Below are 21,453 nucleotides of genomic sequence, written 5' to 3' on the forward strand. Positions count from 1 at the left end.
TCAGTTGGTAGAGCACCTGACTTTTAATCAGGGTGTCGTAGGTTCGAATCCTACATGACTCACTTTTATAAGCAAACACCGAGGACCAGTTGAAGGTCTTTTTTTGTTTTATAGGTAAAAACGCCTTATAGGCTCTTCTCTTGTTTCGTGTTTAGGTGTTGCCCGACCCATTCTAGCCAAAACCTGCAAAAGTGCAGGCTTTTTCGACAATATCACACGAAAAGCGGAAAAGCCTGCGATTATGCAGGAATTCTGAGCTTTTTCGTTCTGAAATCAGAAATCAGCCGGCAAAAGATGCACAATTGCAGGAATTTATTGATTTGCGGCTAAATCAAGCTCAAAAGGATGCATAATCGCAGGAATTTAATGGTTGTTGGAGCGAGATAAAAAAAGGGCTGTCCCCAAGTAGGTTTTCTACTTGAAGGACGGCCCTTTCTATTTTAGTTTGGCAGCCACAGACTGCATTTTTTGTTGCATCGAGGCTGGTTTATCGCGGCGATCGTCGATTTTGATCGAAGTGGAGACACGTTCGGCTCCATTGGCAAAAGGGACCTCATGCACGGCACGGATGACCTCTAGCAAGCGATCTAAAGGGCCTTCGATGATGGTGCCCATGGGGGTCATTTCAAAGGTAATGTCGGTATGCTTCTCTAGTTCTTTGTGCAGATCAGCCACATAACCGCTAAGACTGGTAGTAGCTGTTCCAATGGGAATAATGGTGAATTCAGCGATAGCCATGGATGTACGTCTCCTTTCATTTAACTTGTCTACATCCATTGTCGCATTAAGAGCTGGCAAGATCAATGATGTAGTCGGCTGTCCGAGCGGCAAGGGCCATGATGGTATGAGTGGGGTTAGCGCCGCTGGATGTAACGAACAGGCTGGCATCGCAGATGAACAGGTTAGGTATATCATGACTTTGGCCATAGGAGTTCACGACGGAGTTGGCCGGATTATTGCCCATGCGGCAGCCGCCCATGAGATGTTGGGTGTCTGGCACAACGAAAGCTATCTCGCCTGCGGCGGCTTTTAAGATCATTTGCATGTTGTCAACGGCGTGATCGATTAGTTTCTGGTCATTATCTCCATAGTTGAAGGTGACTATCGCTCGAGGCATGCCGTATTCATCTTTTTCAGCAGAAAGGCTGATATGGTTGTTCCAATCCGGTAGAACTTCACCTACCATCGTTAAACGCCCGTAATAGTTGTAATCAAGCATGGCCTCTCTTAACTTCGCCCCCCATAGAAGATCTGGGGATGATTTGCTGATGCCTTGAGCCATATCAATCGGCTTTGAACCATGGGCATGGATGGTATAACCACGGGCGAAGCCTCGCTTCGAATCCGTTTCATAGAAATCTTGCGTGGACGCCAAGACTGGAGCGCCTTTGTAAAGTCGAACTTCATGCTCAAACTTCGCATAAACATCGTTGCTGCTGTGCGTCATGACGGCACGGCCAACCCAGCCGCTGGAATTAGCTAATCCGTCAGGAAACTGCGGTGTGGCCGAATGAAGCAGCAAGCGTGGCGTTTCGATAGCATGCGCGCATAGAATAACGGTTTTGGCTCGTTGACGGTAAGTCACCCCTTGATGAACAAAGAGAGCGCCACAGACATGTCCATAGTCGTCAACTTCAATTTGAGTAACCATACAGTCCGCTAAAACCTCAGCACCAGCTTGGACGGCTTTGGGAATATGGACAATCAAGGTGCTGAACTTTGCATTCGGCATGCAGCCTTGCATACAGAAGCCGCGATTCGTGCAAGGGGATCGCCCGTCCAAGGGAGCGGAAAGGATAGCCAAGGGGGTTACCGCCGTTTGAATGCCTAGTGTTTTGCAGCCTTTTTGAAACAGAGAAGCATTCGTGCTTAAGGAGCTGATCTCTGGAAAAGGATAAGGACCATGGAAATTTCCCCAAGGGAAATGTTTCGGGCCGGAGACAGCGACTTCTTTCTCTATCCTGGTGTAATAGGGGTCGAGATCTTTGTAATGAATAGGCCAATCTTCGCCAACACCGTCAATGGATTTCATTTTGAAATCAGACTCATGAAATCGCAGAAAAACGCCGGTAAAGCGCTGCGTGCCCCCACCGACTCCTCTTCCTGACGGATAAGCGCTCATATCCAAAGCGCCAGATCCCGCCACGATCCGAGTATCCTCCCACGCAAGGCCTTTCATGCTCAGCTCGTCACTCGCGAAATCTTTCTGAGGATCCCGCCAAGGACCCGCCTCAAGTACGACAACACTCAGCCCGGCTTCGCTGAGCTCTTGGGCCAGCACGCCGCCGGCTGCACCTGCGCCTACGATTAATATATCAACGGCATCGTGCTCGTGTCTCCAGTTCATGGCTTTCTCACTGCCTCCCATGGGTCGAGTTGGCCTAGTTCCATCCGTACATATCCCTTGGGATATGCTGGACCGCCATAACCGATTTCAGACCAGACCAGGGGGTGCGAGTAATAGGCCTCTACGCTTAGTTGAAGCACTTTGTGAAAGAAGGCTTTTTGGGGAATGCCATCCCAAGCTTGTGTTGGGGGATAGCTGTCACTACTGATTTGGAACATGATCTGCCGCTGATCCACCTCATCCAGTTTGAAGAACGGCTTGCTGCTTGCGATCCAACCGGCTTCATCCACGCCTTTAAGTCCTTGCCGCAGAAGCTGCCGGAGTGGAGGGACATGCGCTTTGCGCAGTCCTTCTCCTTTATTGTCAGTCAAAGCCTGGTCAATGTGACAAAGGATAAATTGAATGATTTCGCCCCGTTGATCATCCATAAGCAGGGAGCACCAAGCTCGTAAGGTTTCCGCTTCGACTGGTGACACAAATCCATACGATTGGTTACGCACCAAACGTGCGGACACAATGGACCGAGTGTGAGGATCCCATTCCTTTTGTTCGTCCATTACGTCATATGTCGGATAGTAGCTGTTTTTAGGCATATGTTATCAACCTCCGTATATTGCGCAAGGCCAACGTAACCGACCTATTTGTACAATTATTTCCAAAATAGCGAAGTTTATGAGTTTGAAGTCAAATAGCCTTATTTCCCAAAATGAATATTGTTTAGGAAATGAATGAAAATCATGGGGACTATCCCAATGAATCATCTGGCACGCCTGCCAATGTTATGTGCGAGTGGAAATATTTTAGGAATGAATGTCTATTCATTACCATGGTAACCTTGTTCTAGATCGATAGAACATTCCCATTTCTACAAACAATTATGCACTGGAGGAAATGTTATGATGAGAAGTTTGGCACACCGCTCCCTAGGAATTACGGCGGCGATTACCATTGCTTTATCTGCAACCACAGCTGTTTCCGCATATGCGGCTAATGATGATATGGATGCTGTATCCTTGGCTAAGAAAATGATGGGCGTGGATTATGCCAAAAGTGGCGAAACCCCTTCGGCAGGCTTTGATTCTTCTGGTCTGATCTATTACGTGTATCAAACTTTAAATTATTCGGTTCCTAGAACACTCAACGAGCAGTTTAATATGAACAAAAAGAAAATCACCGATGTGGCTAAAGCAGAGCCAGGTGACGTCTTGTTCTTTGGCAGTGGCACTAAGCCATCATATGCTGGGATCTATGTAGGAGAAGGTAAAATGGTCATGGCATCCCAGAGCAAAGACGAAGTCGTCACTCGCAATGTGAGTGATTACAAAAAGAATTTCATCGGCGGCAGAAGCATTCTGTCGGCTAAGGATCGATTGAAGGCGGAGTTGATCCTGAGTTCTCAGAAATACCTCGGTACTCCCTATCTTTTTGGCGCCAAATATGGACAAACCAAAACGATGGATTGCTCCTCTTTTACCAAAACGGTGTTTGCCGAGTATGGGATTACACTGCCGCGTGTTTCACGAGATCAAGCCAAGGAAGGAACGTTTGTGAGCAAAAGTAATTTACAAGCCGGCGATCTAGTTTTCTTTACGACTGTGGACTCAGGTAAAAATATTGGACATGTTGGCATCTATGTCGGGAATGGCAATATGATTCACACGTATGGTGAAGGCGGCGTTAAATTCACATCAATTAATAAAGAATGGTGGGCAAATCACTATGTGACAGCTCGCCGTGTGTTGAAATAGTAGGCAAGACTAGAGCCCTTCTGCACCTTCATGCGGGAGGGTTCTTTCACATCCGGAGTGTGACATATGGTACAATAGAGAGATAGATATAGATGATGCTATTGGAGTAAGGAGAGAGGCAAATGGATTGGGAGCGAGTAAAAGAGCGATTGGAAGCGGTTTTACAGGCGCCTATTGAGATTAGTTTATTACCCGAGGCGGATTGGCAGCAGTTGATGGAAGAGCAGGAAGTACGGAATGAAAGCAACAGCCGAAGCGTGATACGCGGTCAAGATGTGCTATTTTATTTAACTAAGGAACATAAAGATGTTCGCGTTCTGCAGGTGGCGGGAGCTCAGTTAACCACATCTGAACGGATGCTCGTTGAAATGGCTGTAGAGACCAAACAAACGCAAGAGAAAAAACAATGGGGAACGTTTCTCTCAGAAGATGAAAGAAAAGCGCACCAATTAAGGGACTGGCTGCTCGAGCAGATGGAACGAGGTTCAACTTACGCGGAGCTGCCCGACTCGCTGGCTTCACAATCTTCTCTTTATTCGACAAAGATTCCGCTTCTTTTATATGGGGATTACTCTCAAAATCAAAGTGTTTCGTATGCCGAGCTGAAAAAGCTTCTGGAATCCTTCTTTGAATCTGAGATTATCTTAATTCCGCTGCTCAATAAAGAGTGGTTGATTCTTGCACCGGAAGGCTTGCTGACGAGCGGAAGTGAGGAGCGAGAGGGCGATGAGGAAGAGAGTGTTGAACAAACCCTTGATGCTCTAGGATCAGGCTTATACGAAATGCTGGCCAATGAATGGGTGGGAGAGTGCCATCTCGCTATTGATTATCCGGTGAAGCCGGCGAAATCCTTGTTCGCGACGATTCTGAAGCTGAGAGAAACAATTATGCTAGGGCGATCCTTCCACGTAGGAAGTTTCATTCATCTCCGCTGGGAGCTTCGCTTGGAGAAGCTGCTGCATTTAATAGACGAAGAAGAGAAGGCTGAATTCCTCGAGCAGGTGCTCCGCGGCACCGATCATGCGCTGGATACAGAGACGGTTACGACACTCGAGCACTTCTTCACACTAGACTGCAACGTAAGCGAAACGGCGAAGAAGCTTTATATTCATAGAAATACCCTGTTGTATCGTTTGGACAAGTTCAAGAATGAGACGGGACTTGATGTAAGAACCTTCAATCATGCGGTATTAGTAAGGCTGGCATTACTATTGTACAAAGTAACGAAAAGAAAGTGATTTTTTTGTAGGGATTGTGCATAGTCAGTCAGGCATCTGTAGGGTAAGATGAGTATATTGAAAAGTTGATTAAGAAGTCATTGATCGATAAACCGTAGGGGGAATGAAACCATGGCAGGCGTACGTTTAAATCATATCGTTAAAAGATATTCTGGTGCAGAAGAATCTACAGTTAAAGATTTCCATCTTGAAGTTGAAGATAAAGAGTTCGTTGTATTGGTTGGAGCATCCGGTTGCGGAAAATCCACAACTCTTCGTATGATCGCAGGATTAGAGGAAATCACTGAAGGTGAATTGTACATCGGAGACCGCCTTGTTAATGATGTCGCTCCAAAAGACCGCGATATCGCGATGGTATTCCAATCCTATGCCCTTTATCCGCATATGACTGTTTATCAAAACATGGCATTCGGTTTGAAACTTCGTAAATTCAAAAAAGCTGATATCGATGCTCGCGTTCGCGAAGCAGCGAAAATTCTAGATATCGTTCACTTGCTGGATCGCAAGCCAAAAGCTCTTTCCGGTGGTCAACGTCAACGTGTTGCCTTGGGTCGTGCGATTGTTCGTGAGCCACAAGTCTTCTTGATGGATGAGCCGCTTTCCAACTTGGATGCGAAACTTCGTGTACAAATGCGTGCGGAAATCACAAAATTGACAAAACGTCTTGGTGTTACAACGATCTACGTAACGCATGACCAAATCGAAGCTATGACAATGGGCGATCGTATCGTTGTTATGGACAAAGGTATTATTCAACAAGCAGCTACACCAGAAGAAATCTACAACTTCCCAGTGAATATCTTCGTTGCGGGCTTCATCGGATCCCCATCCATGAACTTCATGACAGGTACATTGTCCCAAGAAGGAAGCGGAATCTTCTTCAAAGCAGGATCTGTTAACGTAGAAGTTCCAGCTGGTAAAGCACAAGTATTGAAAGATAAAGGTTTCGTTGGCAAAGAAGTGATTCTGGGTGTTCGTCCAGAAGATATCCACGAAGAGCCTGTATTCTTGGAAGCATCCCCGAACACAGTATTCAACGTTAACGTTGAGTTGACTGAGAACTTGGGTCACGAAATGTACTTGTACCTGAACGGTATCGGCGCTAACACAGTTATCGCACGTGTTGACGGTCGTTCCGGAATCAAAGAAGGCACAAACGTGAAATTGGCTTTGGACATGAACAAAGTTCATTTCTTCGATAAAGATACAACATTATCTATCTTGGTTAATCCAAACCTGTAGGTTTAAGTTAGAAGGGCCAGCCGTTATCGGCTGGCCTTTTTATTTGCTTTACAAAGACGATAGTTGATTTCAATTAGGTATTCCATTACGATGAAAGTATTGGAAAGCTAGCAAGGAAGACAGATCAAGCACGTTATGCACAGGCGAAACTCGGAGGAGATAGGACGATGGCCAAAAAAGTGAAGGTTTCCGAAATGATAGAGCAACTCCATATGGAGGTTCTTGCAGGTGAATCCGGACTGAAACGTCCGATAACAACCGGAGATCTGTACCGTCCGGGCCTTGAGATGGCAGGGTATTTCAATTACCATCCAAGAGAACGGATCCAAATGCTAGGCAAGACGGAAATTACCTTCATGGAAATGTTGACAACGGGTGTGAGGAGAAACCGTGTGGAGCAGCTGTGCTCGCCAGAGGAGACACCTTGTATTATCGTGACGAGAGGACTAGATGTTCCGGTCGAGCTGTTAGAAGAAGCAACCAAACGTGATCTTCCCGTTCTTCGCAGCCAGATGTCGACAACCATATTCGCGAGTAGGTTAACAGGGTTTCTGGAGAATAAATTGGCTCCGAGTACGACCATTCATGGTGTACTGGTCGATGTCTACGGAATTGGTATTCTGATAACAGGAAGCAGCGGCATTGGTAAAAGTGAAACAGCGCTTGAACTTGTCAAAAGAGGCCATCGACTGATTGCCGATGATGCCGTAGAAATTCGTCAGAATGGCGACAAGGTATTGACGGGCAACGCGCCTGAACTGATTCGACATTTGCTTGAAATCCGCGGTGTCGGTATTATCAATGTGATGACACTGTTCGGGGCCGGGGCTGTTCGAAACGTGAAGAAAATCTCGGTTGTGGTGAAATTGGAGAATTGGCAGCAGGACAAGCAATATGACCGATTAGGTCTGGATGAGGAATTGACGCGAATTATCGATACGGATCTTCCGCTCGTTACGATTCCGGTTCGACCAGGCCGAAATTTGGCGGTTATCGTGGAAGTGGCGGCCATGAATTATCGATTGAAACGTATGGGCTACAACGCGGCGCTTCAATTTACGAATAAGCTGACGGAGTCATTGAATGAAGACTATGAGGATTTTGATTGAGGACTGAACGCATTTAATTGAATGAAGGAGTGAAACTATGCTCGAGAGTGTTGCGTTTTCCCTTGGACCGATACATGTCCGGTGGTATGGAATTATTTTAGGAGCAGCAGCGCTGATAGGCTTGTTAATCGCAATTCGCGAAGGGAAAAGATTCCGCATTGTCCCTGACTTTTTTATGGATTTACTATTAATTGGCGTACCTTCCGCCATTATTGGGGCAAGAATTTATTATGTGGCGTTCCAATGGAAAGATTATAAAAATAATTTAGCTGAAATTTTTATGATTTGGCATGGCGGGATAGCCATCTATGGAGCGTTAATCGGTGCGATTATCGGGACTTTTTTCTACATGCGAGCCAAAGGGTATTCATTCTTGCGAATCGCGGACATTTGTGCGCCAGGGCTGATTGTCGGTCAAGCGATTGGCCGTTGGGGCAACTTCATGAATCAGGAAGCGCATGGCGGGCCAGTCACAGAGTCATTCTTGCGCGATACGCTGCATTTGCCGAATTTTATCGTGAATCAAATGAATATTGAGGGTACGTTCTATCACCCGGCATTTTTGTATGAATCCGTATGGAACATTGTTGGGCTGCTCTTGCTGCTGTGGCTGCGTCGCAGGCCGTTCCTGCGGGCAGGGGAACTATTTTTCGGCTATTTCATCTGGTATTCCATCGGCCGCTTCTTTATTGAAGGCGTTCGGACGGATAGTCTTGATATTACGGGACCAGCCTGGTTGGCTTCGCTGATGGATACGTTATGGTCACCTATGAGGCTGGTATTTGAACCCGGCGTGCTGACGTATGGCGGCAATATCAGATTCTCGCAACTGCTGGCGCTTCTCATTGTGATTGCGTTGGTGATTGTCATTATTGTAAGAAGGAAAAAAGGCTACGCCAATGTGCGTTATGCCGATCCAATTGTATCCACCAAATCCGTGGACAAGAATCAAGCAACCAAAGATCAAGAGGTAGAGGATAAAGGAGCAAATTATGATTCAAACCGTACTGTTTGACCTGGATGGCACGATTGTTGATACGAATGAGTTGATTGTGCAGTCTTTTTTGCATAGTTTGGAAGGCGAAACACCGGAGCCCCTGAGTCGGGAGCTGATTATTCCGAATATGGGACGTCCGCTGGTGGAGCAAATGACATTTTTCACAGGACAGACTGAGGCTGAAGCGATTGAAGCGCTGATCAAGAAATACAGAACCTTCAATTTATCGAAACATGATGAGCTGGTAAAAGAATTCCCGAATGTTCGTATTGTGATGGAGAAGCTGCATGCAGCTGGCTATAAGATTGGCATCGTAACAAGCAAAATTCGACAAACGACATTAATGGGGCTAAAACTGTGCGGTCTCGATACTTTCATTAGTACGATCGTAACAGTGGAAGATGTGAAGGAAGCCAAGCCGCATCCAGAAGGCATTTTCGCAGCACTCAAGGAATTAGGAAGCACCCCCGAGCAAGCCATCATGGTAGGCGATAGTCATTATGATATCGAGGCAGCGAAGAATGCAGGAGTTACCGCTGTTGGCGTTACTTGGTCTTGGAAAGGGCGTTCCTACTTGGAAGGGTATAGCCCTGATTATCTGATTGACGATATGTTTGACTTGCTCCCTATTGTGGGACTCACGTCGGATGTGGATGCTGGTTGAGACGAACGGACAAGTACCCGGTAGATGGACCTAATGCTTTATGGCAAATTTATCATACGGTCAGCAAGTGGAAAGCGATGAAGAATTTTGTTTTTATCCAAATCACTCGCTACTCCCCTTCGCTGCGGATGAAAAATTGGATTTATCGTCACGTATTGGGCATGAAGGTGGGTGAACATACCGCTTTTGCCTTGATGGTGATGGTGGATGTCTTTTTTCCGGAAAAGATTCATGTAGGGAGCAATACGATTATTGGCTATAACACGACGATCCTCGCTCACGAGTATTTGACCAAAGAGTATAGACTTGGCGAAGTGCATATTGGGTCTCACGTCATGGTGGGGGCCAATACCACGATTCTTCCTGGTGTAACTATTGGAGATTATGCTGTCATAGGAGCAGGATCCGTTGTACATAAGGATGTGGCTCCATACAGTTTTGTGGCGGGCAATCCTCTGCAAACGATAAAAGAAAGACAAGATCCCAAATGAGAGTTGTGCGCTTGAGAGCAGTGCAGCTCTTTTTCTTTGCGCAGGTAGAGGCTTATCCAATCAATAAAGTGACAATTGACGGTCCTAGGGTTACGTGATAAAATAGCCGTACATTCTTTATTTTGGTAGTATGGTAGCACGTTAACGTACTAAAGTATTTTATAAAAGGGAATGAGATTGAATTCCTAGATGTTGAGGTGAGACGGTGTCGAAGCCAAAAGTATTTGAAAAACCGTTAGGGGTTAAGGATTATTTGCCTGATGCAGTGACGAAGCTGCGCAATATTGAATACCGTGTACTGGCTTGTATGGAGCGCTGGGGGTATAACCAGATTATTACGCCTACACTTGAATATTACGATACCGTTGGAGTCGCTAGCTCCACAGAAGATAAAAAGCTGTTCAAGCTGCTTGACCGCAAAGGAAAAACATTGGTTTTGCGTTCTGAATTAACAGCGCCGATTGCGCGTGTGGCCTCATCGCTTCTCAAGGAACATGCGTTCCCATTGCGATTATCTTATCATTCGAACGTATTTCGGGCAATTGAAGAGGAAGCGGGACGGGACTCCGAGTTCTTCCAGACGGGCGTTGAGCTTGTTGGCGATGCTTCCTCCGAAGCCGATGCAGAGGTTGTAGCTCTGGCGATTGCTTCTCTACAGGCCGCAGGTGTGAATACATTCAAAATTGCCTTGGGCCATGTAGGCTTCCTGAACGGTTTATTCCAGGAAACGCTTGAAGGCCGCAGCGATGCGCAGCTGGCGTTGAAGGAGCACTTGCTTAGTCGGGATTACGTCGGCTACCGTGAAGCGATCAAGGCACTGGCACTTACACCAGAAGTGGATCGTGAGCTTAATGGCGTGTTGAGACTAAGAGGCGGAGATGAGATCTGTGAGCAAGCCCGCATGGTGTCTCAGCATCCAATCGCACAGGATGCGATTCGTCATCTGTGCGAAGTATGGGATGTTCTGAAAGCCTATGGGGTTAGTGAGCATGTGGTGATCGACTTAACGATGATTGGAGATTTCTCCTACTATACAGGTATGACTTTCGAAGGGTATGCGGCGGATCTTGGATTCCCGGTTTGCAGTGGAGGCCGGTATGACAATCTGCTCAGTCAGTTCGGGCGTCCGGCTCCGGCAACAGGTTTTGCCCTGAAGACGAATCGGATTCTCGAAGTTACGGGGAAAGAAACGGCGGAGGAGCCAAGCCGTGTGCTGATCGCATATGATAGCGAGCATCGGGAAGAGGCGCTGCAGCTGGCGAAAGCGATGCGCGACAGCGAGCAAGAGGTTGTCGTTATTACACAGCTGGTAAGTGAGCGGGAAGCTTGGGCTAAGGAAGTGTCGCAGAGAGAAGACGGCGCTTACGAGCTTCGGGGAACGGTTTATCAGGATGTTATTAAGATGATAGACGCAGCAGTGTAGCATGAAGGATAGAAGCGATGAGCGCCAAGGTTGTGCGTGAATCCTTTGATGGATGTAAGGTTGAAGGAGGTTGGCATAGTGGACGATATTTTAAAAGTAGCGATGCCGAAAGGCCGTATTTATAAACAAGCAGCAAAATTGTTTCATCTAGCGGGTCTGCCGATTCCAGAGGATTTGGAGGAAGGGCGTCGATTGATTATTCCAGTGCCTGAGGCCAGAATGGAATTTATTCTCGCGAAGCCAGTAGATGTTCCGACGTATGTAGAGTACGGCGTAGCGGATATCGGCGTTGTCGGCAAAGATGTTCTGATGGAAGAAAATCGCAACGTCTATGAGCTGCTGGATCTGGGAATTGCGCGATGCCGCATGTCAGTCATTGGACTGCCGGATTGGAAGCAAGTCATTAACCCGCGTGTGGCGACGAAGTATCCTAACGTGGCTTCCCAGTATTTCCGTGAGAAAGGGCAGCAGGTTGAAGTTATTAAGCTGAACGGTTCCATCGAGCTTGCCCCGTTGATTGGTCTTGCCGATCGAATCGTGGATATGGTCGAAACAGGCCAGACGCTTATGGAGAACGGACTTGTGGAGCAAGAGGAAATTTTCCAGATTACGAGCCGCTTAATTGCGAATCGGGTTAGTTATCGCATGAAGAATGAATCTATTCAGCGATTGTGTGACATGCTGCAGGCGGTATTGCCTGTTGCTAAGGTATAGATGAAGTAGTGCAATGACATAGAAGAAGCATCGAGAGAAAGAACAAGAGAGGATGATGGATATGCGGATACTTCCCGCCTCGGAATTTCAATTGAACCGCGAGGTCGAATACGGCTCGCCGGAGCAAAATGAGACCGTCCGCCGCATCATCGATGAGGTGCGCCAGGACGGAGACGCTGCGCTGATACGCATGGCGCAGCAGTTCGACAACGTCGAGATCGCTGAGCTTCGCGTCAGCGACGAGGAGATCCAGGCGGCGTACGAGCAGGTGGACGCCGAGTTCTTGGCGGCACTGCGTCAAGCCGCCGCGAATATTCGTGCGTTTCATGAGAAACAGAAACGCACGTCGTGGATGGACCTGCAGGCGAACGGCAGCCTGCTGGGCCAAATCATCCGACCGCTGAAGCGGGTCGGATTGTATGTGCCCGGAGGGAAGGCGGCTTACCCTTCCTCCGTGCTTATGAACGCCATCCCCGCAATCGTTGCGGGGGTGCCGGAGATCGCGATGGTGACGCCTCCGGCCACCGCGGGCGAAGCGGGCATCAACCCGCATATTCTCGTGGCAGCAGCCGAAGCGGGTGTGAAAGAGATCTACCGCGTAGGCGGGGCGCAGGCGGTAGCCGCGCTGGCCTACGGGACGCAGTCCATACCGCCGGTCGACAAGATCGTCGGACCAGGCAACATCTACGTCGCGCTGGCGAAGCGCTTCGTGTTTGGCGTCGTCGATATCGACATGATCGCCGGGCCTACAGACATCGTCGTGCTGGCAGATGAGCACGCCGATCCTGAATACATCGCGGCTGATTTGCTGGCGCAAGCCGAGCATGACGAGATGTCACCGGCGATTCTGGTGACACCGTCGCAAGAGCTGGCCGAATCCGTTCGGCTGGAGCTATGGCGGCAGCTGGATGTGCTGCCGAAGAAAGCCATCGCAGCGGTGTCCACTGCGACCAAAGGAGCGATCCTCTTGGTCAATAGTCTCGACGAGGGAGTGGACGTCGTCAATCGCTTGGCGCCGGAGCATTGTGAGCTGCTGGTGCAGGAGCCTTTTAACCTGCTGCCGCGCATCGAGAATGCTGGCGCTATTTTCCTCGGCGCCTACAGTACGGAACCCGTCGGCGATTATTTCGCCGGACCTAACCACGTGCTGCCGACGAACGGCACGGCACGTTTCTCATCTCCACTGAATGTGGATGATTTCCTCAAAAAATCAAGCGTTATTCACTATAGCAAGGAAGCGCTGCTCGCGAATGGCGAGATGATCATGACGCTTGCCCGCAACGAAGGGCTGGAAGGTCACGCGAGAGCGGTGGAAGTAAGACTCAAGAAGGAAGGGAAGTTGAAGTAGATGGCTGAACAGGATAAAGCATTGACTCGCTCCGCGAGTGTAGCCCGCAAAACGAATGAAACCGACATTGTCCTGAAGTTCGATGTAGACGGAACAGGAATTTCAGAGCTTCAAACGGATGTGCCTTTCCTCAATCATATGCTCGATTTGTTCACGAAGCATGGGCAATTCAATCTGAATGTCGACGCCAAAGGCGATATCGAGATTGATGATCATCACACGGTAGAGGATATCGGGATTTGTTTAGGCCAGACGCTTCGCGAAGCTTTGGGTGATAAACGAGGAATTAAACGCTATGCCAGCGTGTTCGTTCCGATGGACGAGGCGCTTGCGCAAGTCGTCATTGATATTAGCAACCGTCCGCATTTTGAATATCGGGCGCAGTATCCTTCACAGAATGTCGGCAGCTTCGATACGCAGCTGGTTCATGAGTTCTTGTGGAAGCTGGCGCTGGAAGCCCGCATTACGCTTCATGTTATCGTGCACTATGGGCAGAACACGCATCACATGGTGGAAGCCGTGTTCAAAGCGTTAGGTCGTGCCTTGGATGAAGCAACCACGATTGATCCTCGCGTGCAGGGGGTTCCTTCGACGAAGGGAGTGCTGTAAGCATGATCGCCATTATAGATTATGGAATGGGCAACTTGCATAGCGTCAGCAAAGCGGTTGAGCGTCTTGGCTACGAAGCTGTTGTGACTGGGGATGCGGAGCAGATCCTCGCCGCTGAAGGAGCTATCCTGCCCGGCGTAGGGGCTTTCGGCGATGCGATGGAGCAATTGCGCGAATCGGGGCTAGACGGCGTTGTTCGGCGCTATGCGGAGTCTGGGAAGCCGCTGCTTGGCATTTGCCTCGGGATGCAGCTGTTGTTCGCTAGCAGCGAGGAGCATGGAAACCATGAGGGGCTTGGCCTCTTGCCAGGTTCAGTCGTTCGTTTCCGTGGAGATTACAAGGTTCCGCATATGGGGTGGAATCGACTTAACTACAAGAGCGCAAGTCCGATTTTCCAAGGCATCGAAGAAGGGCATGTGTATTTCGTGCACTCTTACCATGCGAAGCCGGAGCGCGAAAGCGATCTGTTGGCGGTAACGGATTACCACCAGCCAGTGACGGCAATTGTAGGCCGGGATAACGTATACGGCATGCAGTTTCACCCCGAAAAAAGCGGGGATATTGGGATGCAGCTGTTGAACAATTTTCTAGCTATGTGCAAGCAGCCGAAATAAGAGGCTTTAGGGTCTCTTAATTGGCTGGATGGCAGGGTTCGGCAGCGGATAGAAGTCTCTGGGGGCTCTTATTGGCGCGGGATCGCGGGAATGGACTCGATTTTGGAAAGATAGAAGTCTTTGGAGACTCCTAAATGGAGCAATTGGGTTGATTTTATGCCAATAGAAGTCTTTAGGGGCTCTTATGGCTGTGCGCACGATAGGCTACAAGCTCTTAAGAAAAGGAGGTAACCCTCATGTTAGCCAAAAGAATTATCCCTTGCCTAGACGTCAAGGATGGTCGTGTGGTTAAAGGTGTGAATTTCGTGAATTTGCGCGATGCGGGCGATCCGGTGGAGCTGGCGGCGATTTATGATAAAGAAGGCGCAGATGAGCTGGTGTTTCTCGATATTTCGGCTTCTGTCGAAGGTCGCGCTACAATGGTTGAGGTTGTTCGTCAGACCGCAGGGGAGATTACGATTCCTTTTACTGTAGGCGGCGGTATCTCCAGCGTGGACGATATGAAACGCTTGCTGCGTGCCGGAGCGGATAAGATCGGAATTAACACGGCAGCGGTTCGCAACCCTCAGCTCGTATCTGATGGAGCGCGCAAGTTCGGTTCCCAGTGTATTGTTGTTGCTATTGACGCCAAGTTTAACAGCGAGTGGGGCGAGTGGGAAGTGTTCACGCACGGTGGCCGCAATGCCACAGGCATCAAAACGCTGGAGTGGGCGAAACGGATGGAGGAGCTGGGCGCAGGCGAGATTCTCCTTACCAGTATGGACGCAGACGGTACGAAAGACGGGTTTGACCTGAAGCTGACACGCGCCGTATCTGAACTGCTGACGATTCCTGTCATTGCCTCGGGCGGAGCGGGTAAAGCGGAGCACTTTTATGATGTTTTCACAGAAGGCAAAGCGGATGCAGGACTGGCCGCCACCATTTTTCACTATAAAGAGTTAACGATTCAAGGGGTCAAAGATGACCTTAAAGGTAAAGGGGTTGAAATCCGATGACATTTTCAATTGATCAAATTAAATTTGACGCACACGGACTTGTACCTGCTATCGTGCAGGATGCTGTTAGTAAAGAAGTGCTTATGCTGGCGTATATGAACAGCGAGTCCTTGCAGCGTACGATCCAAACGGGTGACACTTGGTTCTGGAGCCGTTCCCGCGGGGAGCTTTGGAACAAAGGTGCAACTTCCGGTCATACGCAAAAAGTGAAATCACTGCGCTACGACTGCGATGGCGACACGTTGCTTGTGCTTGTAGAGCAAGTTGGACCTGCCTGCCACAACGGCACGTATACTTGTTTCACAGAAAACGTCCCTGTGGAGGGGGCTGCTCAAGAATCGGCGCCTGCCGCTGAAGGCAACCGTTTCGCAATTCTTGGCGAACTCGAAGCCGTTATCGCTTCCCGTGATGCTGAGCGCCCAGAAGGTGCTTATACTACGTATCTGTTCGAAAAAGGTGTTGATAAGATTCTTAAAAAGGTCGGAGAAGAAACCGCCGAAGTCATTATCGCAGCCAAAAATAAAGACAATGACGAGCTTCGTTATGAAGCCAGCGATCTTATTTTCCACTTGATGGTTCTGCTTCGCAATAATAAATTGCCATTGGACGATATTATGAAAGAGTTAGCCAATCGGCATGTCAAAAAATAAATAAAACGACCTGGAGTGAATTCACGATGTTGATTGATTATCATACACATCATGTGCGCTGCGGTCATGCTTCCGGGGAACTGGAGGCTTACGTCAAACGCGGCATCGAGATCGGGCTGGGCCAATTGGGGCTGTCGGATCATATGCCGCTTTTGCATGTGAACCCGCAGGAATATTGGCCGGAGATGGCTATGCCGATGGAGGAGCTGCCCCGCTATGTGGAGGAGTGCCTGCATCTCAAAGAAAAGTACAAGGACCAGATTGATATCCGCGTTGGCTTAGAGGGTGACTATATCGAAGGCTACGAGTCGGAAATTGCTGCCATTATTAAGGCGTATCCGTGGGATTATGTCATTGGTTCGGTCCATTTTCTGGGTGAGTGGGATATTTCGGATTTCAGGCAGACAGCAGGTTGGGAAGGCAAGGATATCTACGCAGTGTATACTGAGTACTATGATGCCGTGAAGAAAGCAGCGCGAACGGGACTCTATGACTATATCGGTCATATCGATGTGATCAAACGCTTCGGTTACAAGCCGGACCGTGATCCGTGGGAACTGGAGAAGGCGGCTTTGGACACGGTCAAAGAGTGCGGTCTTGCCATTGAGCTTAACGCATCCGGCCTTCGGATGCCTTGCAAAGAGATGTTTCCAAGCCGCCGAATGCTGGAATATTGCCATAAGGTGGGAATTCCTCTGACAATAGGCTCAGATGCCCATCAGCCGGAACGTCTTGCCCAATATTTGGATGAGGCTAGAGACCTGTTGAAAATGATCGGATTTAACGAAATAGCCACATTTCATGCACGAAAACGACAACTTGTGACTTTTTAAATTCGACACCTTTCATGTATAATGAGTAGGGCGTGACAATCTATTTAATGAACCTTCGGAGGTAACCATTAACCATGCATAGCGACAATGTTAAAATTTTTTCCGGATCTTCGAATCCGAAGCTTGCGGAACGTATTTGTAAAGAGCTCGGCCAGCCGCTTGGACAAATCAAACTATCCCGTTTTAAAAGCGGAGAAATCTACTGTCTCTACGAAGAAACGATTCGTAACTGTGACGTATTCCTGGTACAAACCTTCTCTCATCCAATTAATGAGCATATGATGGAACTCTTGGTCATGATGGATGCAGCAAAAAGAGCATCTGCAAAAACGATCAACCTTGTCATTCCATATTATGGTTACTCTCGTCAAGAACGTAAAGCTGCTCCACGTGAGCCAATTTCTGCTAAATTAGTAGCTGACTTGTTCAGTGCTGCCGGTGCGACTCGTGTTGTCACGATTGACCTGCATGCGCCTGCGATTCAAGGCTTCTTCAATATTCCAGTGGATCATCTGACTGCGCTTGACGTGATCAGTGATTGCATCAAAAAGAAAAACCTGCCGAACCCGATTATCGTATCGCCAGATGCAGGCCGCGCCACTACCGCTGAGAAAATGGCCAACATCTTAGATGCGCCATTCGCTATGATGATCAAAAAACGTCCTGAGCATAACGAGTCCGTGATTACTCACGTGATTGGCGATGTTGTGGGCCGTACGCCGATCATTATCGAGGATCTCATCGATACGGGGACAACGATTGTCAATGTTGTAGAGAGCCTGAAAGAACGGGGAGCTCACGATGTTTACATTTGTGCGACGCATCCTGTGTTCTCCGGCCCTGCCTTGCAGCGTTTGGATCACCCGAACATTAAGGAAGTTATCATTACCGATTCCATTGCGATTCCGGAAGGGCACTCGGATAAATTCAATGTGCTTTCTGTAGCTCCGCTGTTGTCGGATGCGATCCGTATTATTAATGACGGTGGATCCCTATCCTCCCTCTTCAAATACGGCGGCGTGTAAGGAAGCTTTCCAAGCCGACTTTGAAAACGATGTTGATTCAGGGAAGCTGATTCGGCGTCGAATCTTGAACGAAATCCGGCAACTGCGGTACTCACGTAGGCTTACCTACGCTCCGCTGCTCGTTCCTCGGATTTCGTCCAACCTTAGTCCAGATCTTACCTTCGGATAATGTTTTTGGCTTCCAAGCGATCTATGGTATAATTTGAGTGTAATCAAATTACCGGAGGTGTCTTGCTATGGAAAAGATTAAGCGCGTGTCCGATGCACCAAAGCCAAAAGTTATTTCGATTAACATGGATGCCGCATTCTTTTTCGAGAGAGCGGTTCAATCTTTGGATCGGTTTCATTATGATAAGGCACTGAAATATTTCCGGCGGGCCGCAGAGTATGAGCAGGATAACCCTGTGAATCATTGCAACCTTGCGGGAGTTCTCTCGGAAATGGGTAATTACGACGAGTCGAACCAAATTTTGCAGCAGATCCTTGAAACCATTGATCCCGAGATGACGGAATGTCACTTTTATATGGCTAACAATTATGCCAACATGGAGAATTTCGAGCAGGCAGAACAAGCATTGGTTCGGTATTTGGAGACTGACCCTACAGGTCAATTCATGGATGAATCCGAAGAAATGATGGAAATGCTGAGCTACGAGCTTGAACGACCCGCCCCTCTCACTAGCATTAAGAGTCGAGAAGGGCTCTTCGAGCATGATAAGGCCCGCGCCCTTCTTGAAGAGGGGAAATTCGCTGAAGCTGTGAGACAGCTGGAGAAATTGGTGAAGAATCAACCTGATTTCACGGCGGCGCGGAACAATTTGGCCCTTGCTTATTACTATATGGGTCAATTTGAGAAGGCGATGGAAACGATCAAAGGGGTACTGGAGATTGATGCCGGAAACCTGCATGCGCTCTGTAATATGGCGATTTTCCATCAGCATTTTGGGAACAAGCAGGAGCTGGCAGAGTTGACGGATCTCCTGCGCAAGACGTTTCCCTATCAGCAGGACCATGTGTTTAAGCTGGCAACGACAATGGGCATTTTGTCCGAACATGAGAAGGCCTACCACTTGTTTAAGCGTCTGCTGAAAGCAGGGGATGGCACGTCCGATCCTTGCCTCTATCATTATGCAGCTGTGGCGGCTTGTCATATTGGTCGATTCACCGAAGCGTATCGCTACTGGAAGCAAGCTCAGAAGCTTGACCCAGGTGCGGAGATATCCAAGTTCTACTTGGAGCAGCTGCGTACTCGCGATAAGGTGGAGGAACCATTGACATGGAGCTACCACTATCATCTGCCGTTCGAAGAACAATTCCGTGTGTTGGAGAAATCGACACAAGGGATACCGGACCAATTGAAGAAAGATCCGCTTGTGCGCTCATCCTTCTTCTGGGCATTGCGTCATGGCGATATCGAGACGAAACTGCAGGTTATTCAAGCGTTTGGCTTGATTGCTGACAATGAAGTGAGGGACGCCCTGCAGGATTTCATTCTGGATCGTCAAGAGGACGATTATTTGAAGAAGGTTGCCATTTTCGTGCTTCGCAGCATGGGAATCCGTGAGGCCATTCCCGCCTATCTCGAAAATGAGAAGATTATGGTGGAAGCTTCGCCGTATTCGCCGCATTTGCCGGTTTGGGATGCCAAATGGCAGAGTGTGATGGAAACTGCGCTTTCTCATATGCACAAACGGTATGATATGGTGCAGCAGTACGATCTCGAGATCCTATGGGTGGAATTTCTGACGAAAATTTACCCGAACGTGCCGAAGATTAATAAATCGGAGGGCTGGGCCGCTGCATTGGAATATCTGATTGCGAAGATGCATCGCCGGGCGATTTCTTATCAGGAAGTATCTACGCGCTATGGTGTGACGGTTTCGACGGTCAGTCGCAATGTGAAGCTTATTGATGATACATGCGGCTTGCGTGAGAAGATGGAAGCGATCTTCAATAAATTTACAAGTATTTGACAGTTGGGCTCTGGTATTAATGCAGAACTCCGCTTTCATAAATAAATTTAGCGGCGGTCTGACAGACTGCTTGCCAGCGTTTATAGGAAGCCTAAGATGAGGTTTGTTTAACAAGCGCACATCAGATGCTTTCACAGATAGCTTTCTTAAGGAAAGCACCTAGGAGGGAAACCATATGTACAAATCAGTCGTCGTAGGAACAGGGCCATCCGGTCTAACAGCTGCTATTTATTTAGCGCGTGCCAACTTGAGTCCGCTCGTTATTGAAGGACCAGAGCCAGGCGGTCAATTGACCACCACTACCGAAGTAGAGAATTTCCCCGGCTTCCCTGAAGGGATTATGGGACCTGAACTGATGGAAAATATGCGCAAGCAAGCAGAACGCTTTGGCGCTGAATTCAAAACAGGGTGGGTTAACTCCGTAGAGCTGACGAATCGTCCTTTCAAGCTGCAAGTGGAAGGTCTTGGCGAAATCGAGACAGAAACGCTCATTATCTCTACAGGTGCTTCTGCCCGTTTGCTTGGCATTACGAACGAGAGAGAAAACATTGGACGCGGCGTGAGTACTTGCGCAACGTGTGACGGCTTCTTCTTCCGCGGCAAAAAGATTATCGTTGTTGGCGGTGGAGACTCCGCGATGGAAGAAGCGAACTTCTTGACTCGTTTTGCTTCCGAAGTTCGTTTGGTTCACCGTCGTGATGAGCTTCGCGCTTCCAAGATCATGCAGGACCGTGCTCGCGGCAACGAGAAAGTGAAATGGTCCCTGAACAATACACCGCTTGAAGTCATTGCAGGTGACAAAGGGGTAACCGGCCTGAAAGTGACGAATAATGTGACCGGTGAAGAAGAAATTATCGAAACAGACGGTATCTTCGTAGCAATCGGGCATACGCCTAACACGAAGTTCCTCGGTGGCCAAATCGATACCGATGAGCATGGCTACATTGTTGTGAAGCCAGGTACCACAGAAACGAACATCCCTGGTGTATTCGCTTGCGGTGACGTACAGGATACGAAGTATCGCCAAGCGATCACGGCAGCGGGCAGCGGATGTGCAGCTGCATTGGAAGCTGAAAAGTTCCTTGAAGGCAGCATCGTGCATGATTGGAGTCAAACGCTGTAAGAAGGCGGATGTCGCTACAACGAACGTGGGAGGCTATGCTTTCCACGTTTTCTCTTTTCTTTGGGTGCATAGTTGAATCTTGACCAGCTTACAGGCTTGACTTATAGTTGGAACAGGAGCATAAGTAAACCCCGCAAAGTGACGTATAGGCTTCGAAGCATAATCCGTCCGCATCGAGCTTTGCTTGATCGGCGTTTAAATTTACCGCTAATTGCGGTCATACATCATGAATTGCTTCGATAAGAGTTTATACATTACTTTGCGGGGAGCCCGGAAAATATCCGAAAATTTTATGATTATTCATGAGGTG

General features: G+C 48.4%; 21 protein-coding genes. 18 read left to right on the plus strand and 3 right to left on the minus strand.

Translation table 11 applies throughout. The features are described 5' to 3' along the window. Window positions 1-435: 435 nt before the first annotated feature. Genes BC351_RS25470 through BC351_RS25480 form a run of 3 tightly spaced genes read right to left on the minus strand, consistent with a single transcriptional unit; the run spans window position 436 to window position 2,940 of the window. A complete protein-coding gene (locus BC351_RS25470; protein ID WP_079416309.1) occupies window positions 436-738 on the minus strand; it encodes an MTH1187 family thiamine-binding protein in 303 nt (100 codons plus the stop codon). A gap of 46 nt (window positions 739-784) precedes the next feature. Further along, a complete protein-coding gene (locus tag BC351_RS25475) occupies window positions 785-2,347 on the minus strand; it encodes a GMC family oxidoreductase (RefSeq protein WP_079416311.1) in 1,563 nt (520 codons plus the stop codon). Beyond that, the gene (locus tag BC351_RS25480; protein ID WP_079416313.1) at window positions 2,344-2,940 is read right to left on the minus strand and encodes a gluconate 2-dehydrogenase subunit 3 family protein; all 597 of its coding nucleotides are present in this window, start codon (window positions 2,938-2,940) and stop codon (window positions 2,344-2,346) included. The genes BC351_RS25475 and BC351_RS25480 overlap by 4 nt, the downstream gene beginning before the upstream one ends. A 303-nt stretch (window positions 2,941-3,243) precedes the next feature. On the opposite strand from BC351_RS25480, the gene BC351_RS43560 reads away from it, so the two are divergent. The 18 genes from BC351_RS43560 to trxB all read left to right on the plus strand — a co-directional run bounded on the left by BC351_RS43560 (window position 3,244) and on the right by trxB (window position 21,143). Further along, a complete protein-coding gene (locus BC351_RS43560; protein ID WP_079416315.1) occupies window positions 3,244-4,095 on the plus strand; it encodes a C40 family peptidase in 852 nt (283 codons plus the stop codon). Between the two features lie 122 nt (window positions 4,096-4,217). Further along, window positions 4,218-5,333 (plus strand): PucR family transcriptional regulator, encoded by a 1,116-nt coding sequence (locus tag BC351_RS25490; RefSeq protein ID WP_079416317.1) that lies wholly within the window; start codon window positions 4,218-4,220, stop codon window positions 5,331-5,333. Between the two features lie 111 nt (window positions 5,334-5,444). Beyond that, complete coding sequence (locus tag BC351_RS25495) at window positions 5,445-6,575, plus strand: ABC transporter ATP-binding protein (RefSeq protein ID WP_079416319.1); 1,131 nt, start codon at window positions 5,445-5,447, stop codon at window positions 6,573-6,575. Window positions 6,576-6,742: 167 nt separating this feature from the next. Beyond that, window positions 6,743-7,684, plus strand: a complete 942-nt coding sequence (gene hprK / locus BC351_RS25500) for an HPr(Ser) kinase/phosphatase (protein WP_079416321.1) — start codon at window positions 6,743-6,745, stop codon at window positions 7,682-7,684. 37 nt (window positions 7,685-7,721) lie between these two features. Next, window positions 7,722-8,699 carry a prolipoprotein diacylglyceryl transferase gene (gene lgt, locus BC351_RS25505; RefSeq protein WP_079416323.1) on the plus strand — a complete coding sequence of 326 codons (978 nt, stop codon included), beginning with the start codon at window positions 7,722-7,724 and terminating at the stop codon, window positions 8,697-8,699. After that, window positions 8,677-9,345, plus strand: a complete 669-nt coding sequence (gene ppaX / locus BC351_RS25510) for a pyrophosphatase PpaX (RefSeq protein WP_079416325.1) — start codon at window positions 8,677-8,679, stop codon at window positions 9,343-9,345. Before lgt ends, ppaX begins: the two co-directional genes overlap by 23 nt. Continuing rightward, window positions 9,342-9,836: an acyltransferase gene (locus BC351_RS25515; protein WP_079416327.1), complete on the plus strand. Its 495-nt coding sequence runs from the start codon at window positions 9,342-9,344 to the stop codon at window positions 9,834-9,836. Before ppaX ends, BC351_RS25515 begins: the two co-directional genes overlap by 4 nt. Before the next feature lie 205 nt (window positions 9,837-10,041). Then, window positions 10,042-11,259, plus strand: coding sequence for an ATP phosphoribosyltransferase regulatory subunit (locus BC351_RS25520; RefSeq protein WP_079416329.1), 1,218 nt, complete (start codon window positions 10,042-10,044; stop codon window positions 11,257-11,259). 78 nt (window positions 11,260-11,337) lie between these two features. Beyond that, on the plus strand, window positions 11,338-11,973 hold the full coding sequence (gene hisG / locus BC351_RS25525) for an ATP phosphoribosyltransferase (RefSeq protein ID WP_079416331.1): 636 nt from the start codon (window positions 11,338-11,340) through the stop codon (window positions 11,971-11,973). Between the two features lie 61 nt (window positions 11,974-12,034). After that, the gene (hisD, locus tag BC351_RS25530; protein WP_079416440.1) at window positions 12,035-13,321 is read left to right on the plus strand and encodes a histidinol dehydrogenase; all 1,287 of its coding nucleotides are present in this window, start codon (window positions 12,035-12,037) and stop codon (window positions 13,319-13,321) included. Next, window positions 13,322-13,930: an imidazoleglycerol-phosphate dehydratase HisB gene (gene hisB, locus BC351_RS25535; protein WP_079416333.1), complete on the plus strand. Its 609-nt coding sequence runs from the start codon at window positions 13,322-13,324 to the stop codon at window positions 13,928-13,930. It begins immediately after the preceding gene. 2 nt (window positions 13,931-13,932) lie between these two features. Continuing rightward, window positions 13,933-14,544, plus strand: coding sequence for an imidazole glycerol phosphate synthase subunit HisH (gene hisH / locus BC351_RS25540; protein ID WP_079416335.1), 612 nt, complete (start codon window positions 13,933-13,935; stop codon window positions 14,542-14,544). 236 nt (window positions 14,545-14,780) lie between these two features. Continuing rightward, a complete protein-coding gene (gene hisF, locus BC351_RS25545; protein ID WP_079416337.1) occupies window positions 14,781-15,539 on the plus strand; it encodes an imidazole glycerol phosphate synthase subunit HisF in 759 nt (252 codons plus the stop codon). After that, the gene (gene hisIE, locus BC351_RS25550; RefSeq protein WP_079416339.1) at window positions 15,536-16,189 is read left to right on the plus strand and encodes a bifunctional phosphoribosyl-AMP cyclohydrolase/phosphoribosyl-ATP diphosphatase HisIE; all 654 of its coding nucleotides are present in this window, start codon (window positions 15,536-15,538) and stop codon (window positions 16,187-16,189) included. Before hisF ends, hisIE begins: the two co-directional genes overlap by 4 nt. A 26-nt stretch (window positions 16,190-16,215) precedes the next feature. Then, the gene (hisJ, locus tag BC351_RS25555) at window positions 16,216-17,022 is read left to right on the plus strand and encodes a histidinol-phosphatase HisJ (RefSeq protein ID WP_079416341.1); all 807 of its coding nucleotides are present in this window, start codon (window positions 16,216-16,218) and stop codon (window positions 17,020-17,022) included. A 74-nt stretch (window positions 17,023-17,096) separates the two neighbouring features. After that, on the plus strand, window positions 17,097-18,047 hold the full coding sequence (locus tag BC351_RS25560) for a ribose-phosphate diphosphokinase (protein WP_079416343.1): 951 nt from the start codon (window positions 17,097-17,099) through the stop codon (window positions 18,045-18,047). Between the two features lie 236 nt (window positions 18,048-18,283). Further along, window positions 18,284-20,020, plus strand: coding sequence for a tetratricopeptide repeat protein (locus BC351_RS25565; protein WP_079416345.1), 1,737 nt, complete (start codon window positions 18,284-18,286; stop codon window positions 20,018-20,020). A 175-nt stretch (window positions 20,021-20,195) separates the two neighbouring features. Continuing rightward, window positions 20,196-21,143, plus strand: coding sequence for a thioredoxin-disulfide reductase (gene trxB / locus BC351_RS25570; RefSeq protein ID WP_079416347.1), 948 nt, complete (start codon window positions 20,196-20,198; stop codon window positions 21,141-21,143). The last annotated feature ends 310 nt before the right edge of the window (window positions 21,144-21,453 follow it).

It is taken from the genome of Paenibacillus ferrarius, assembly GCF_002027705.1.
Classification (GTDB): domain Bacteria; phylum Bacillota; class Bacilli; order Paenibacillales; family NBRC-103111; genus Paenibacillus_E; species Paenibacillus_E ferrarius.